Origin of the sequence: Romboutsia lituseburensis DSM 797 (assembly GCF_900103615.1) — a bacterium.
GTDB classification, from domain to species: domain Bacteria; phylum Bacillota; class Clostridia; order Peptostreptococcales; family Peptostreptococcaceae; genus Romboutsia_F; species Romboutsia_F lituseburensis.
Map to the genome: position 1 here is coordinate 23,438 of NZ_FNGW01000006.1, position 14,240 is coordinate 37,677.

Genomic DNA, 14,240 nt, shown 5'->3' on the forward strand with positions numbered 1-14,240 from the left:
ATATAGAATTACATTCTTATGATCGATTTACAAATTAAGCTTTATTTACAGAACCGAATAATTCCATTTTTTCTTTAACTGTAGCTTTTATAGCTTCAAATCCTGGAGCTAAAAGTTTACGAGGGTCAAATCCTTTACCTTGTAAGTCTTTACCAGCTTCTACGTATCCACGAGTTGCAGCAGCGAAAGCTAATTGGCACTCAGTATTAACGTTTATTTTAGAAACACCTAAAGATATAGCTTTTTGTATCATATCAGCAGGTATACCAGTTCCTCCGTGTAATACTAATGGCATAGTTCCTGTAGTGTTGTTTATAGCTTCTAAAGCATCGAAGCTTAATCCTGCCCAGTTTTCTGGATATTGACCATGTATGTTACCTATACCAGCAGCTAACATATCAACACCTAAATCTGCTATTAACTTACACTCAGCTGGATCTGCAACTTCACCAGTTCCAACAACACCATCTTCTTCTCCACCTATAGAACCAACTTCTGCTTCTACAGATATTCCCTTAGCATGAGCTATTTCAACTATTTCTTTAGTTTTAGCTATATTTTCTTCTATAGCGTAGTGAGATCCATCAAACATAACAGAAGAGAATCCTGCTTCTATTACTTTTAAAGCTCCATCATAACTACCGTGATCTAAGTGTAGAGCTACTGGAACAGTTATGTTTAATTCTTCTAAAAGTCCGTTAACCATACCAACTATAGTTTTGTAACCACCCATGTACTTACCAGCACCTTCAGATACACCTAAGATAACTGGAGAATTGTTTTCCTGAGCAGTTAATAAAACCGCCTTTGTCCATTCTAAGTTATTGATGTTGAATTGACCTACTGCATATTTTCCTTCTCTCGCTTTATTTAACATTTCTTTAGCTGAAACTAACATAATGCAACCTCCATATAATTAATTTGTTAAAAAATCATCAAATTTAAAATTTACCCATCACTTAATATTATAACGTTTCTTTAAAAAAAGTACATAGTAAATTGTAATAACATTAAATTAAAAGTATAATAATATCTATAAATAAGTATAAATTTGAAAATACTTGAGGAAAATCAGATGTTATCTAATTAAATTTTAAATTTTAATGTAAAAATATAGTTTAAATTTATTATAAATAAATTTATAAAATTAATACTTACAATTAAAATTTGAGTAAACAGAAAGGAAGGTTATCATGCCACAGATAAAAGTAAGAGGAATAAATGAAAATGATATATGTAAAATAAGCGAAAAAATGATAGATGAGTTAGTAGAAGCGGTTAAATGTCCTAGAGATTATTTTGAAATTGAATGTATAAAATCAGTTGCTATACGAGATGGTAAAATATCAGATGTATATCCATTTGTAGAAGTAGCATGGTTTGATAGAGGACAAGAAGTTCAAGATGTAGTTGCAAAAATAATAACTGATAACATAAGAAAAAATTTAAATGTAGAAAGCATGGACTTAGCATTTACAGTATTTGAAAAAGAAAAATACTATGAGAATGGAGAACATTTTTAATGGCTAAAAAATTACGTATAGATAAGGTTCTTTCAAATATAGGATGCGGTAGTAGAGCTGAAATAAAAAAATACTGTAAGTATGGAATAATAAGTGTAAATGGAAAAGTTGTAAATAATCCAGGACTTCAAGTAGATCCAGAAAATGATGAAATAATATTTGATGGCGAGAAAGTTAATTATAGAGAATTTGTGTACATAATGTTAAATAAGCCAGATGGATATATATCAGCTACCTTTGATAGACATGATCCAATAGTACTAGACTTAATAGATCCTTCATATTTAGTATTTGAACCATTTCCAGTAGGAAGACTAGATAAAGATACAGAAGGATTATTAGTTTTAACTAATGATGGACAACTTTCTCATAGAGTTTTATCTCCTAAAAAACATGTACCTAAAACGTATTATGCAAAAATAGAAGGTGTTGTAACTGACGAAGATATAGTTGCATTTGAGAAAGGAGTAACTCTTGATGATGGATACGAAACTATGCCATCACAGTTGAAAATATTAAAAAGTGATGAAATATCAGAGATAGAGCTTACTATACATGAAGGTAAATTTCACCAAGTAAAAAGAATGTTTGAGAGCGTAGATAAAAAAGTAGTATACTTAAAAAGACTTTCTATGGGCAAATTAAAGTTAGATGAAAACCTAGCTTTAGGAGAATATAGAGAGTTAACGGAAGAAGAAATCAAATTAATTGAAGAAAGATAGATATAAATGCTAACGGAGGTAAAATTAGTGAAGAAAAAAGACATTATAGAATTTGAAGTAGATAAAATGGAGTTCGGTGGAACATCTGTAAGTATGTTAGGAAACAGAGAAATACATATGAAAGGTGGAATAACTGGCCAAAAAATAAAAGCAGCAGTGAAAAGAACTAGAAGCGGAAAAGCTGATGTTAAAATGGTAGAACTATTAGAAAAATCACCAATGGAAACAGAAGAAACTTGCCCTCATTTTAATCAATGTGGAGGATGTAGCATATTATCTATTCCTTATGAAACTCAGCTTGAAATAAAAGAAAAACAAGTTATGGATTTATTCTTAAAGCAAGATTTATTTGGATTTGAATTTATGGGAATAGAAGGAAGTCCTGAAACTACATTATATAGAAATAAAATGGAATATACTTTTGGAGATGAAATGAAAGATGGACCATTAACATTAGGTATGCATAAAAAAGGAAGACATATAGATATAGTAACAGTTGACGGATGTGTATTAGTAGACCAAGACTTTATAAAAGTATTAACTTCAACAGTAGAATACTTCAATGAAAAACAACTTCCTTATTATAGGGGAATAAATCATAAGGGGTATTTAAGACACCTTGTAGTTAGAAAAGGTGTTAATACTAAAGAACTTATGGTAAATATAGTTACATCTTCTCAAGTTGATTTTGATATGACAGAATACAAAAACATGTTATTAAATCTTGAGACAGAGTCAGAAATAGTTAGTATATTACACACTATAAATGATGGACTTGCGGATGCTGTTAATTGTGATGAATTAAGAGTCTTACATGGAAGAGATTATATACAAGAAGAAATATTAGGTCTTAAATTTAAAATATCTCCATTCTCGTTCTTCCAAACAAATACTAAAGGTGCAGAAAAGTTATATACTATAGCTAGAGAGTTTGTTGGAGACCATGAAGATAAGGTAGTATTTGACTTATATAGTGGAACTGGTACTATAGGTCAAGTTATGGCAGGAGCTGCTAAAAAGGTTTATGGTATAGAAATAATAGAAGAAGCTGTAGTAGCTGCAAATCAAAATGCTAAATTAAACGGTTTAACTAATTGTGAATTTATAGCAGGAGATGTTGCTAAAACTGTTAAGAATTTAAAGCATAAACCAGATTTAATAATAGTTGATCCACCAAGACCAGGTATACACAAGGATGCAGTAAGAGATATATCTAAGTTTGGATCTAAGGAAATAATTTATATATCTTGTAATCCTAAGACATTAGTTCTTGATCTAGTTGAATTTAGAAATTACGGATATGAGGTTGATAAAGTTAAGTGTATGGATATGTTCCCTAATACACCTCATACTGAAACAGTAGTTAAATTAACTAAAGTTAGATAATAAAATTAAAATAATCATATCATAAAGCTATAGGTTTTTTCCTATAGCTTTTTTTATGCAACGGACGAAGTCGTTGGCGACATGAAGTGTAGCGCCTACACAGTGGCTTAAGCGAAGCGAATTTTTTATGTATAAAATTAGATACTTTGAAATAACAAAAATATATATGTTAAAATAATAAAGAAGGATTAATATAATAATATGTTTAATCACATATCAATTATTATCGGAGGATATTAATGAAATTAGGAGTTGTAGGACCAAGTGACTCGAGTCACAAAATAAAACAATATTTAAATGAAATAGATAAAGAAATAGAAGTTAAATTGTATATAAGAGAAAAAGCTGTTCAAGCTTTAGAAGTTATAGATGTTTGTGAAGAAGAATGCGATGCAATAATCTTTACAGGATGTGGAGTATCAGAAGCAGTAAAAGCAAAACATGAAATTAAAAAACCAAATTCATTTGTATCCAGAGGTGGTACAAGTATAACGAAGGCATTCTTACAAGTAAGAAATGCAAATATGAGTTTAGAAAAATTTAGTATAGATGTTGTAGAAAATGAAATTTTAGAGGATATATTAAAAGAAATAGATATAAATTCTAAAGAAGTATTTTCGAAACCTTTTTCTAACCAAATAGATGAAATGGAGTATGCTAAATGGCATATTAAGTTATACAAAGAAAATAAGATTGATGTTATGTTTACAGGCTTTGCAGGGGTATATAATGAACTTAAAAAACAAGGATACCCTGTATTTAGGCTTGAAGCTACGAGGCCTCTTATAAAAGTGTGTTATGAAAATGTAAAAACTAGCTATGCTTTAAATAAAGCACAAAGCTCACAAATAGCAGTAGAAATATTGCATTTGGTAGATTATAAAGGTAGTAAAGAAAATTATTACTCTAATATGATAAAAAAATCAGAAGTTGATAAGGTAATCGTTGAATATGTAAAAAGTATTCAGGGATCATTATTCAATTTTGGTAGAGATGAATATATAATATTTGCTCATAGAGGAGCAATTAATAATGAAATAAATTATAATAAATTATTTAAATTACAAAATGATATAAAATCAAGGGGATTTTCTTTAGGAGTTGGAATAGGAATTGGAGTAACTGCTTATCAAGCAGAAGCTAATGGTTATAAAGCTTTAAAGAGATGCTTAGACTCAAATGATTTTGAAATATTCTCAATTGACGAAAATGAAACTATAAAGGGTCCACTAGGATCTGATAATGAGTTAGCATACTCATTAATAGCATCAGAAGAATATATAATAGATATATCCAGTAAAACGGGATTAAGCTGTGAGTCCATAGTAAAAATAATGGCTATTAGTGAAATAAGACAAAGTAAAGTATATGATACAAAGGAACTAGCAGATTATTTAGGTATAAGTGATAGAAGTTCTAGACGTATTTTAAATAAATTAGTTGAAGCTGATTTAGCTAGAGTTTGTGCAAAAGAGACTAGCAAAGGTGGAGGAAGACCTAAAAATTTAATAGAAATATTATTTTAAAAAGCAAAATAGGAACTTTATGTAAAGTTCCTATTTTTTATCTAATCATATATTGAAAGTCAAATAAGTTGAAGGGGATTCAACTATATTGTTCTGTCATACTTAGCTAAGAAATCTAGATATTGTTCTTTAGTCATAACTGGAGTAAAATCATTTAAGATATTTTTAGCTTCTTTACCACCATCAAATAATAAATCTACTACAGTCATAGCCATTGATTTAGCGGGTACTATATAAGCTAACTCTTCATCAATTATTTCATACTCTCTAGTATGAAGAGCTCCTTTTACACCACCTATCATTGGGTGAAGTGTTGGCATTAAGTGAGATATATCACCGAAGTCAAATGAACCTGTAAAATCTCCACCATCAACTATTTTATTACTTTCTATACCTAAATTAACTAGGTTATCGCTAAATAATTTATCCATATCTTTATAACGTAAAATTGGTAAATATCCTGGTATTTCAGTTAATACAACTTCTGCACCTATAGCAGTACCACCAGCTATTAATGCTCTATTTATTCTTTCACTAGCATCTATCATTCCATCTATAGTTCTAGCTCTTACATAAGATTCCATTTGAACATCAGCAGGAACAACATTAACTATATCACCAGCTTTAGTTAAGATTGGATGGAATCTAACTCTTTCAGATTCTTTGAAAGTTTCTCTTAAGGCATTTACATTATTTATTGCTAACATAGCAGCATTTAAAGCATTTATGCCTTCATGTGGAGCAGATCCTGCATGAGACTCTTTACCTATAAATTGAACTTTTTTACCTATAAATCCATTACTCTCAGGACCTACTAATGCTTTATTTTCTCCCATATCTAAAGAGTGGAACATCATAGATATATCTATATCATCAAAATAACCTCTTTTTACAAGTTCTTGCTTTCCACCAAAGTAAGTTATCTCACCTTTATTTTTTAATTGTTGTCTATATTCTAATTCTATAAATTCCTCAGCAGGAGTAGCCATAAATGTAACTTTACCATCTAAAGAATTTAATACACCACTTTTAACTAATCCAAGTGCAGCACCTAACATACCTGCAATTTGTATATTATGACCACAAGTATGAGATGCGCCAATATCGTTAGCATCTTTATGCTCTTTACAAGAAATTCCGTCCAATTCACCTAATATAGATATATGAGGTCCTTCTTTGCTATCGTTTACAGTAGATTTACAACCTGTAACAGCTATGTTTTTCTCTACTTCTAGTCCTAATTCATCACTTAGAAAATTTGCAACAGCTTCAGTAGTTTTATATTCTTTATATCCGTATTCTGGAGTTTGATATATTCCATGACCTATTTCTATTATTTTATCTCTATTTTCATCTATTGTTTTTATTATTAAATCCTTTAATTGCTGTTTATTCATAATAATTCCTCCAAATTATGATTTATTAATATTTAGATTACGATTAATTCAAAGTATTATATAACACCTTGAATTTTTAATACTATATGTCCGATAGAAGCACAAGCAAAGAATATTGTTGTAAAAACTATTAAAGATATAACAACTATTTTCCATGACATTGCTTTTAACTCTTCTATTTTGTTACCAACAGATATACCTGCAAATGCTAATAATGGAGTAGTTATTGCCATAAAGTTTATATTAGCAACTTGTTCATTAAATACATCTGATATTGGATTTCCAGGAATACTTAGAAGCAAACCTATTATAGTAGCAAATCCAAATGCAGGGAAAATTGATTTTGGGAATAAATCTTTTAACATCATAGCTACCATAGCAGCTGCTATCATTATTAACATACCAGGAAGTGCTGTAAATATAGAAACCCCTTTACTTATAAATTGCCCAGCAAGAATCATTGCTCCTACCATTAACATAACTAATAATTGATAACCTGATCTTTTTAAATTTATATTATTAAACATTATAAAATGCACCTCTCTCTAATTATGCAGATTTTCTATTTGAAGTTTTATTTCTACCTAGCTTTGGCTCTAATACAGCGTATAGTTTGTTAGTGAATGGTAATGTAATAAATACTAAGAATATTAATCCAGTTAAGCTAGACATCATGTTACTTGTAGCCCCATAAGAAAGTATAGTATCAACCATTACAGGGTCAGATGCTATTTCTGGAACTTTTGTAAGTGCTGCAGATGCTGCTGTCATCATACTTCCACTACCAACACCTGTTGCCATACCTAAAGCATATGGGTGAAGGCCTGTGTATATTGAAACTGAACCTAGTATAGAGAAGTATATAGTTCCTATAACAGTTCCCATTAAGTAAGTTCCAAGCACACCACTACCTTCAGGAGAGTTTATTCCATATTTTTCAGATATAACACCTAAAGAAGTTTCACGACTTATACTAGAACAAGAACCAATTGCTTCTCTTTTAAACCCGAATAATAACGCTAATGGTAAAGCTACTATTGGAGCTAAAATATGACCGAATTCTTGAGCTAAGAAAGCAGGTCCTGCTTGTATTATTTTTGCAAGGTTAGGCCCAACCGTAGAACCATATTTTATACCTAATAAAACTAGTGCAATACCAACTATATCACCAGCAATATTAATTTCTTTTTCACCTATAATTTCTTTTAAAGCTTTAATTTTCTTACCTAGTAAATCAGGTGTAATTATAATTCCGATAATAACTGCATATAACATTGGGAATAAAACTAAGGCAACGGGACCTATATTAATTGTAAATTCACCAATTAGTTCACAGCCTATGACTATAGCAAAAGCTGTAATCATTAATTTGATAAGATTTTTGTTATTTTCCATCATATCCTCCTAAAATGTAAAAGTTAATAAATTTAGGTAATAGTGCTATAAGTTCTTAAAAGGAATTCGTTTACCTAAACTTTAAAAAATATAGATATGTAAAATAAGAAATCAATATTGTCTTATGTTTTATCACAATTTGACTTAATATTTGACATGTCATTAATATGTCCTTAATGCAAGGATAAACGATTTCAAAACCAAAGTCAATTAAAAAATAAAAATATGTTTAAAAAATGTTTTTCAGGGTAATAAATGTAGAATTATTTTTAAAACTTATAGTAAGTAAATAATAGCTTTTACATAGTTACTTAAATGATGTTTTAAGTAATGTATTAAGTAATTAGAGAAATTAGCGAAGTTAATTTTTTATAATTAAAAATATTTTATTGAGAATAAAAAAACTACTTTTCCTAAGAATAATAATTGAATTATATTTTGGAGGAACTGACTATGAAAAACAAAAAAAATATAGGTTATATTATATTTACAGTAGTTTTAGCATTTTTAATAATATCAATAAGTTCAAGTAATAATTTAAAAATTAAAGATATAATTCAAGCAAATATATCTCAAGGGCTGAGGACAGTAAAAATAACAGAGGAAAAGATAAAGATAGATGACAGAAAATTATCTATAAGTATAAAAATGCCAGAGATTCACTGTCAAGATGAAGAAGTTCAAAGATATATAAATTCTTATATAAGAAAAAATATAAATGAATTTATAAATATACAAAGACAAAATATGGAATTAAAAAAATCTAAAGAAAATATAGATGTATCGATAAACTATGGTGTGGCATTTGAAGATGGAAACTTATTAAATGTTATTATTTATAAAAATACTAATGTTGGAAAAAAAGATTTTATATTAGAAAAGGAAAGTTATATATTTGATTTAAAAACTGGGCAAAGAATATATCTAGACCATTTCTTAAAAGATAATAAAGATTATCAAGAGGTTTTGAGTAAATATATTTATGATTATATTAAAAAGCATAATCTAAATGTAGATAAGAGTAAAATAAAGATAAATAAAAATACAAATTATATAATATCTGATGGAGGTATAGTAATATACTTTAATCCTTACCGATCTAGTAAAACTAATGCAATATATGAATTTAAAGTACCTGTTGAAATATTTAAAAATAAGATAAGGACAGTGGGAACAAATAGAATCGTTGCTAATGTAGATACACAAACACTTACGAAAAATACAGATTATATAAACAGTATAATAAATATACCTATAATCATAACTTCTAATAAGGATATAGAAAAGTATATAAATGATAAAATAAGAAATGATATAATGAATTTTTATAATCAATCTCAACAAGAAGCAAAAGAATATTTAGGTAAAATACCAAATAAAGATGAAAAATTTGTAGCAAATGTAAATTATGAAGTGAAGAAAAATAGTGATAATGTACTTAGTATAATTGTTAGATATTATAAGTATAGCGGTGGAGCTCATGGTTATTACGAAGATGTTCCATATAATTTAGATATGATAAATGGAAAATTATTAAAATTAAATGACTTATTTAAACAAAACTCTGAGTATAAAAATGTAATTGATTCAGAAATTAGGAAGCAAATAGAAAGTATTATAAAAAATGATAAAGAATTTAAAGATGTATATCAATTTGAAGGCATAAAGCCAGATAATAAATTTTATATACAAGATGATAATATAGTTATTTATTTTGATCTATATGAAATAGCACCTTATGCAGCGGGTCAGCCTGAATTTTTTATAAATTCAAGTGTTATAAATCATATATTAAAAGAACAATATGTTAATATATTTAAATAAAAATACACCCTATAAATATTTATAGGGTGCATTTGCTATATAGTTGGATTTAGAGACGCTATTTTGGTAACAGCAACATATACTCTAGATATTTCGTACCAAGTTTTAAAATCAACAACCCCCGATTGAGGTAATCCGAAAATTCTTTGGAATGTTTTTACTGATTCAGCTGTAGATTCTCCATAAATACCGTCTTCTTTAACTTTAGGTATAGCTGGATAAGATTTAGCTATTGCATTTAGTTGATTTTGTATAGTTTTAACATATTTTCCACTAGAACCAACTTGAAGAGTTTCACCAGGGAATGACACTGGAACACCACTAACAACAGGAGCTTTTTCAAAAACTATTTCGTCTCCATAAAAATATCTAAGTATAGCTTCAAAATCTTTTCCTTGATCTCCTAAATCCTTACTACCCCATTGAGTCATTTGATTAGGGCATTGAGATTTTTTACCATCACAATATTGAGCAAGTAGTGGCTGTCTAGATGTCGGAGGTCGTTTTATAAAAGTATTAAATATGTCATCAACAACAACATTTATAGTATCAAATAGATTTCTATTATATATAAATTTATGATCATAAGCTGTAGTAGATGTTATTGTAAAATTATATCCTTTGTTTCGATACCATTCAGTAAATACTCTGTTTAAAGTAAATGAAACAATGGCTATTACATTAGAATAAATAGTTTGTTCAGGCCAAGTTGAATAAATTTCAGAAGATGCAACATTTTTAATATACTCTTTAAATGGAATCCAATAGTTTTTGGCTGAAGTGTTTTCAGGAAGGCCATCATGAACCACTACAAATTCAGGTACCACTGGATTATCTAAAACTACAAATCCTGTTGGTGGTGGTAATGGCTTTAAATCGCTTTCTGGTATTTTAGGAGGATAAGTTCCGTATAGAGTATTATCTCCTATATTATAAACTTCTTCATTTTGTCTAGAGTAAGAACTTCTACATCTTTCTTTAGATAGAAGAGGAACATTCTGTCTAGATTCTACAGTTGGAAAAACTTGAGTTCCGTCAACGAGTACTGTCTCATATCCATCTATCTGTACTTCAACTGTATATTGACTATATGGTCTTACATCAGAAGGTTGTTGAGAAAAAATAATGTCCGGAGCATCTAATTTTAGACCAGTGACTTGACCAGATGAATCTGTTGTTAAATTTTGATAGACAATGGATGAACGCTCTCCTGATTCTGGATTTGAGTAGATATTTACAGTAGCACCTTCAATAGGTCTATTAGTAAGATTATCTAAAACACTTACCGTTAGAAAACCATCTTGCATATAATCACCCTTTCTTTAGAGACATTGATAATATCCTGTATATTATAGTATGAAGATAGTTCTTATTTTGTTAAGGGAATTGGAAATAATATATATGAAAATAAAAATAAGGGATGTGTTTAAATGAAATTTGAACTATTAGCATTAGCTATAGCTCCAACAATAGGAGTTATACTATGGATATATTTAAAAGATAAATATGACAAAGAGCCGGTAATGGTATTAGGAAAATTTTTTGTATTAGGTGTTTTTATAAGTATTATAGCTATAATGTTAGAATTTATATTATTAAAATTTAATGTCTTTACAGGGTATTTAAATTATATATATATATCCTTCATAGTTGCTGGAGTCGTTGAGGAAGGTGTAAAATGGATAGCATTAACACCGAACTTATTAAGAGAGAAGCATTTTAATGAAAAATTAGATGGAATAATTTATTCTATATTTTTATCATTAGGATTTGCTACTATTGAGAATATTGTTTATTTAATGTGTGAAGATTCAAGTACAGCAATTCAATTAGGAATGATTAGAGCTGTAATATCAATACCTGCACATATGATGTTTGCAATAACTATGGGATATTATATTTCTAAATATAAATATAGCGGAAGTAAAAATAAAAAAAGAAAATATTTATCATTTTCATTACTATTTCCAATATTATTACATGGAGTTTTTGATTTTATATTGATGATAGAATATAGATGGTCTATTATATTGTTTATAGCTTATATCGTATTTTTATGGAAAATAAATTTAGATAAATTAGACAATTATACAAAGAACTCTAAAAAAAGATTTTTTAGAAGGAAAAAGCATAGGGAAAGGAAAGAAAAGAATTGAACACATTACCTCAAAAATTTTTAGATGATATGAAGGAAATACTTAAAGATGAGTATGAGGATTTTATAAATAGTTATAAAAAATCTAAGACTACAGGTTTAAGGGTTAATACTCTAAAAATGAGTAAAGAAGAATTATTAAAATTAGACCTATTTAAATTAAAACAAATTCCTTGGGCGAATGAAGGGTTTTATTATGATGAAACAATAGATCGACCTGGAAAAAATGCATTACATGAAGCTGGTGCATATTATTTACAAGAACCATCAGCAATGAGCGTTGTACCTAAATTAGAAATAAATGAAGGTGATAAAGTATTAGATATGTGTGCAGCTCCAGGTGGAAAATCTACATATATACTTTCAAAATTAAATGATACAGGACTTTTAGTTTCAAATGAAATAAATCCTACTAGAATTAGAGCTTTAGGTGAAAATTTAGAAAGATTTGGTGCTAAAAATTGCATAATAACTAATACCGATTCTAATAATTTAAGAAAAGTTTTTACAGGCTATTTTGATAAAATAGTAATAGATGCTCCTTGTTCTGGACAAGGCATGTTTAGAAAAGATGAAATAGCAATTAAAGACTGGAGTTATGCAAAGGTTCTTGAATGTCAATCTATACAAAGAGAAATAATTAGAGATGGATATGATATGTTGGCAAATGGAGGAGTATTGGTTTATTCAACATGTACATTTGCTACAGAGGAAAATGAGACAGTAATAAATGAATTTATTGAAGAGTATCCTAATGCTAAATTAATAGAAACAGAAAGACTATGGCCACACAAAGTAGAAGGAGAAGGTCACTTTGTAGCTAAAATCCAAAAACTAGAAGATGAAGATTGTAGTACTAAGCAAATTAAGATAAAGAAGCTAGATAAAGAAATTAAAGACTACAAAGATTTTGAAAATAAATTTTTAAATGTATCTATGGAAAATAAGTTTGATATCAGAGGTGAAAATTTATATTTAATACCACAAGAATCTCCTGATACAAAAAAACTTAAAGTTTTAAGATACGGATTACATTTAGGCACATTAAAGAAAAATAGATTTGAACCATCTCACGCACTTGCTCATTATTTAAATACAGATGATGCAAAATACGTTGAAAATTTAAAAATAGATAATAATCAAGTTTTAGAATATTTAAGAGGAAACATTATAAATACAGGAAAAAGCAGAGGGTGGGTTTTAGTATCTGTAGAAGGAGTTCCTTTAGGTTGGGGAAAAGAATCTAATGGAGTTTTAAAGAATCATTATCCTAAGGGATTAAGAATAACATACTAAAAAAATAGCTATCTTTTTAAGATAGCTATTTTTTTATACATTTTTTTTAGAACAGAAGAAAATATTTATATTAAATAAATTTAGAATTGAGAGATATAAAGTTGAGGAAAATGTATATTTAGATATAATCTAGTTTAATAATAAAGAAAGGAAGTTTTAGCGATTTATTATAGTTACAATAGAGGAGGTATATAATGGGCTCATTAGATAAAAGTCAGGAGTATGTCATATCTAAGTTTTTGCAAAGATATGATTATGATGCAGTACTAGATATATTAGATGAAGCAGGAATCATAGAAGGAGATTTATATTTATTAATGGAGTCATCTAAATATGCCGTAAACTTTGATTTCAAAAAAGCATTATCAAGTATAAAAAATATGAGTGAAGAGATGCAAAGTAGAAGAGAAGTTCAAAAATTAATGAGTAATTTAGATAACTTAATAAAGGGAGAACCAGAAGACATACTATCTGAATTAATAGAAAATATAAAAATTCAAATTGTAAATGAAGAATATATAGATTTTTTAGGCAGATTGTATAGATTGAAAGAAGCTTTATTTAAGTATATTTTTGTAAGTACCAAAGAATCTAAAGCTTATAAAGTGTCGATGCATGGGTATATGTTGTCTAAGAAAAATATACTATATACTTTGAAAAAGAAGTATAATATATATAATGGAAATTTAATCCATGGAGTTACTCAATATACTAATAGACATGTGAAAAAAACTAAAAGAATGGATAAAGTATTAGAGATACTAAATGGAGAAAGACTTGAAAATTTAATTAAGCTTAGAAATGAAAGTCCAGTTGGTCATGGATTTAAAGGTGTTAGTAGTGAAGATATTGAAGAAATTTATGGAAACCCAATGGAGGTTGTACAAGATTTAGTAAAAGCATGTGAACTTTTAGATTTGGGCATAAAGATGAATAAGTATGATAATATCAATGAAATGGCTATACACATGATAGGGAGCTATAGTAACCATTAGATATAGGGAGCTATAGTAACC

The 14,240-nt window shown here is 28.3% G+C and carries 13 protein-coding genes; 8 read left to right on the forward strand and 5 right to left on the reverse strand.

Going from position 1 to position 14,240, the window contains the following annotated elements; genetic code table 11:
- Positions 1-34: 34 nt before the first annotated feature.
- Positions 35-898 (reverse strand): class II fructose-1,6-bisphosphate aldolase, encoded by an 864-nt coding sequence (gene fba / locus BLP75_RS12315; protein ID WP_092726494.1) that lies wholly within the window; start codon positions 896-898, stop codon positions 35-37.
- Positions 899-1,193: 295 nt separating this feature from the next.
- On the opposite strand from fba, the gene BLP75_RS12320 reads away from it, so the two are divergent.
- From BLP75_RS12320 to BLP75_RS12335, 4 genes are all read left to right on the forward strand, one after another.
- Positions 1,194-1,523: a DUF1904 domain-containing protein gene (locus BLP75_RS12320; protein ID WP_092726496.1), complete on the forward strand. Its 330-nt coding sequence runs from the start codon at positions 1,194-1,196 to the stop codon at positions 1,521-1,523.
- Positions 1,523-2,245, forward strand: coding sequence for a pseudouridine synthase (locus BLP75_RS12325; RefSeq protein WP_092726498.1), 723 nt, complete (start codon positions 1,523-1,525; stop codon positions 2,243-2,245). Before BLP75_RS12320 ends, BLP75_RS12325 begins: the two co-directional genes overlap by 1 nt.
- 27 nt (positions 2,246-2,272) lie before the next feature.
- Positions 2,273-3,631 carry a 23S rRNA (uracil(1939)-C(5))-methyltransferase RlmD gene (gene rlmD / locus BLP75_RS12330; protein WP_092726500.1) on the forward strand — a complete coding sequence of 453 codons (1,359 nt, stop codon included), beginning with the start codon at positions 2,273-2,275 and terminating at the stop codon, positions 3,629-3,631.
- 239 nt (positions 3,632-3,870) lie between these two features.
- A complete protein-coding gene (locus BLP75_RS12335) occupies positions 3,871-5,157 on the forward strand; it encodes a transcriptional regulator (protein WP_092726501.1) in 1,287 nt (428 codons plus the stop codon).
- Positions 5,158-5,240: 83 nt separating this feature from the next.
- Here the strand turns inward: BLP75_RS12335 and BLP75_RS12340 are convergent, their stop codons facing one another.
- The 3 genes from BLP75_RS12340 to BLP75_RS12350 are packed head-to-tail and all read right to left on the reverse strand — an operon-like array spanning position 5,241 to position 7,949.
- Entirely contained in the window at positions 5,241-6,554 is a 1,314-nt protein-coding gene (locus BLP75_RS12340) for a M20 family metallopeptidase (RefSeq protein ID WP_092726502.1), read from the reverse strand.
- Positions 6,555-6,610: 56 nt separating this feature from the next.
- Positions 6,611-7,081 carry a hypothetical protein gene (locus BLP75_RS12345; protein ID WP_092726504.1) on the reverse strand — a complete coding sequence of 157 codons (471 nt, stop codon included), beginning with the start codon at positions 7,079-7,081 and terminating at the stop codon, positions 6,611-6,613.
- 22 nt (positions 7,082-7,103) lie between these two features.
- Positions 7,104-7,949 (reverse strand): DUF3100 domain-containing protein, encoded by an 846-nt coding sequence (locus BLP75_RS12350; protein WP_170139197.1) that lies wholly within the window; start codon positions 7,947-7,949, stop codon positions 7,104-7,106.
- Between the two features lie 453 nt (positions 7,950-8,402).
- Between BLP75_RS12350 and BLP75_RS12355 the strand changes: the two genes are divergently transcribed.
- On the forward strand, positions 8,403-9,773 hold the full coding sequence (locus BLP75_RS12355; RefSeq protein WP_092726507.1) for a PdaC/SigV domain-containing protein: 1,371 nt from the start codon (positions 8,403-8,405) through the stop codon (positions 9,771-9,773).
- Between the two features lie 35 nt (positions 9,774-9,808).
- On the opposite strand, the gene sleC is transcribed toward BLP75_RS12355, so the two are convergent.
- Positions 9,809-11,080, reverse strand: coding sequence for a spore cortex-lytic germination protein SleC (gene sleC / locus BLP75_RS12360; RefSeq protein ID WP_092726508.1), 1,272 nt, complete (start codon positions 11,078-11,080; stop codon positions 9,809-9,811).
- 123 nt (positions 11,081-11,203) lie between these two features.
- Between sleC and BLP75_RS12365 the strand changes: the two genes are divergently transcribed.
- The 3 genes from BLP75_RS12365 to BLP75_RS12375 all read left to right on the forward strand — a co-directional run bounded on the left by BLP75_RS12365 (position 11,204) and on the right by BLP75_RS12375 (position 14,219).
- Positions 11,204-11,929, forward strand: coding sequence for a PrsW family intramembrane metalloprotease (locus tag BLP75_RS12365; RefSeq protein WP_092726510.1), 726 nt, complete (start codon positions 11,204-11,206; stop codon positions 11,927-11,929).
- Positions 11,926-13,224 (forward strand): RsmF rRNA methyltransferase first C-terminal domain-containing protein, encoded by a 1,299-nt coding sequence (locus BLP75_RS12370; RefSeq protein ID WP_092726512.1) that lies wholly within the window; start codon positions 11,926-11,928, stop codon positions 13,222-13,224. The genes BLP75_RS12365 and BLP75_RS12370 overlap by 4 nt, the downstream gene beginning before the upstream one ends.
- 194 nt (positions 13,225-13,418) lie before the next feature.
- Positions 13,419-14,219 carry a hypothetical protein gene (locus BLP75_RS12375; RefSeq protein ID WP_092726515.1) on the forward strand — a complete coding sequence of 267 codons (801 nt, stop codon included), beginning with the start codon at positions 13,419-13,421 and terminating at the stop codon, positions 14,217-14,219.
- Positions 14,220-14,240: the final 21 nt, after the last annotated feature.

Bases quoted from the DNA above. Each gene is read 5' to 3' on its own strand.
- BLP75_RS12375 (WP_092726515.1), top strand. From the start codon at position 13,419: ATGGGCTCATTAGATAAAAGTCAGGAGTATGTCATATCTAAGTTTTTG.
- BLP75_RS12320 (WP_092726496.1), top strand. From the start codon at position 1,194: ATGCCACAGATAAAAGTAAGAGGAATAAATGAAAATGATATATGTAAA.
- BLP75_RS12340 (WP_092726502.1), bottom strand. From the start codon at position 6,554: ATGAATAAACAGCAATTAAAGGATTTAATAATAAAAACAATAGATGAA.
- sleC (WP_092726508.1), bottom strand. From the start codon at position 11,080: ATGCAAGATGGTTTTCTAACGGTAAGTGTTTTAGATAATCTTACTAAT.
- BLP75_RS12345 (WP_092726504.1), bottom strand. From the start codon at position 7,081: ATGTTTAATAATATAAATTTAAAAAGATCAGGTTATCAATTATTAGTT.
- BLP75_RS12325 (WP_092726498.1), top strand. From the start codon at position 1,523: ATGGCTAAAAAATTACGTATAGATAAGGTTCTTTCAAATATAGGATGC.
- BLP75_RS12350 (WP_170139197.1), bottom strand. From the start codon at position 7,949: ATGGAAAATAACAAAAATCTTATCAAATTAATGATTACAGCTTTTGCT.
- fba (WP_092726494.1), bottom strand. From the start codon at position 898: ATGTTAGTTTCAGCTAAAGAAATGTTAAATAAAGCGAGAGAAGGAAAA.
- BLP75_RS12355 (WP_092726507.1), top strand. From the start codon at position 8,403: ATGAAAAACAAAAAAAATATAGGTTATATTATATTTACAGTAGTTTTA.
- BLP75_RS12365 (WP_092726510.1), top strand. From the start codon at position 11,204: ATGAAATTTGAACTATTAGCATTAGCTATAGCTCCAACAATAGGAGTT.
- BLP75_RS12335 (WP_092726501.1), top strand. From the start codon at position 3,871: ATGAAATTAGGAGTTGTAGGACCAAGTGACTCGAGTCACAAAATAAAA.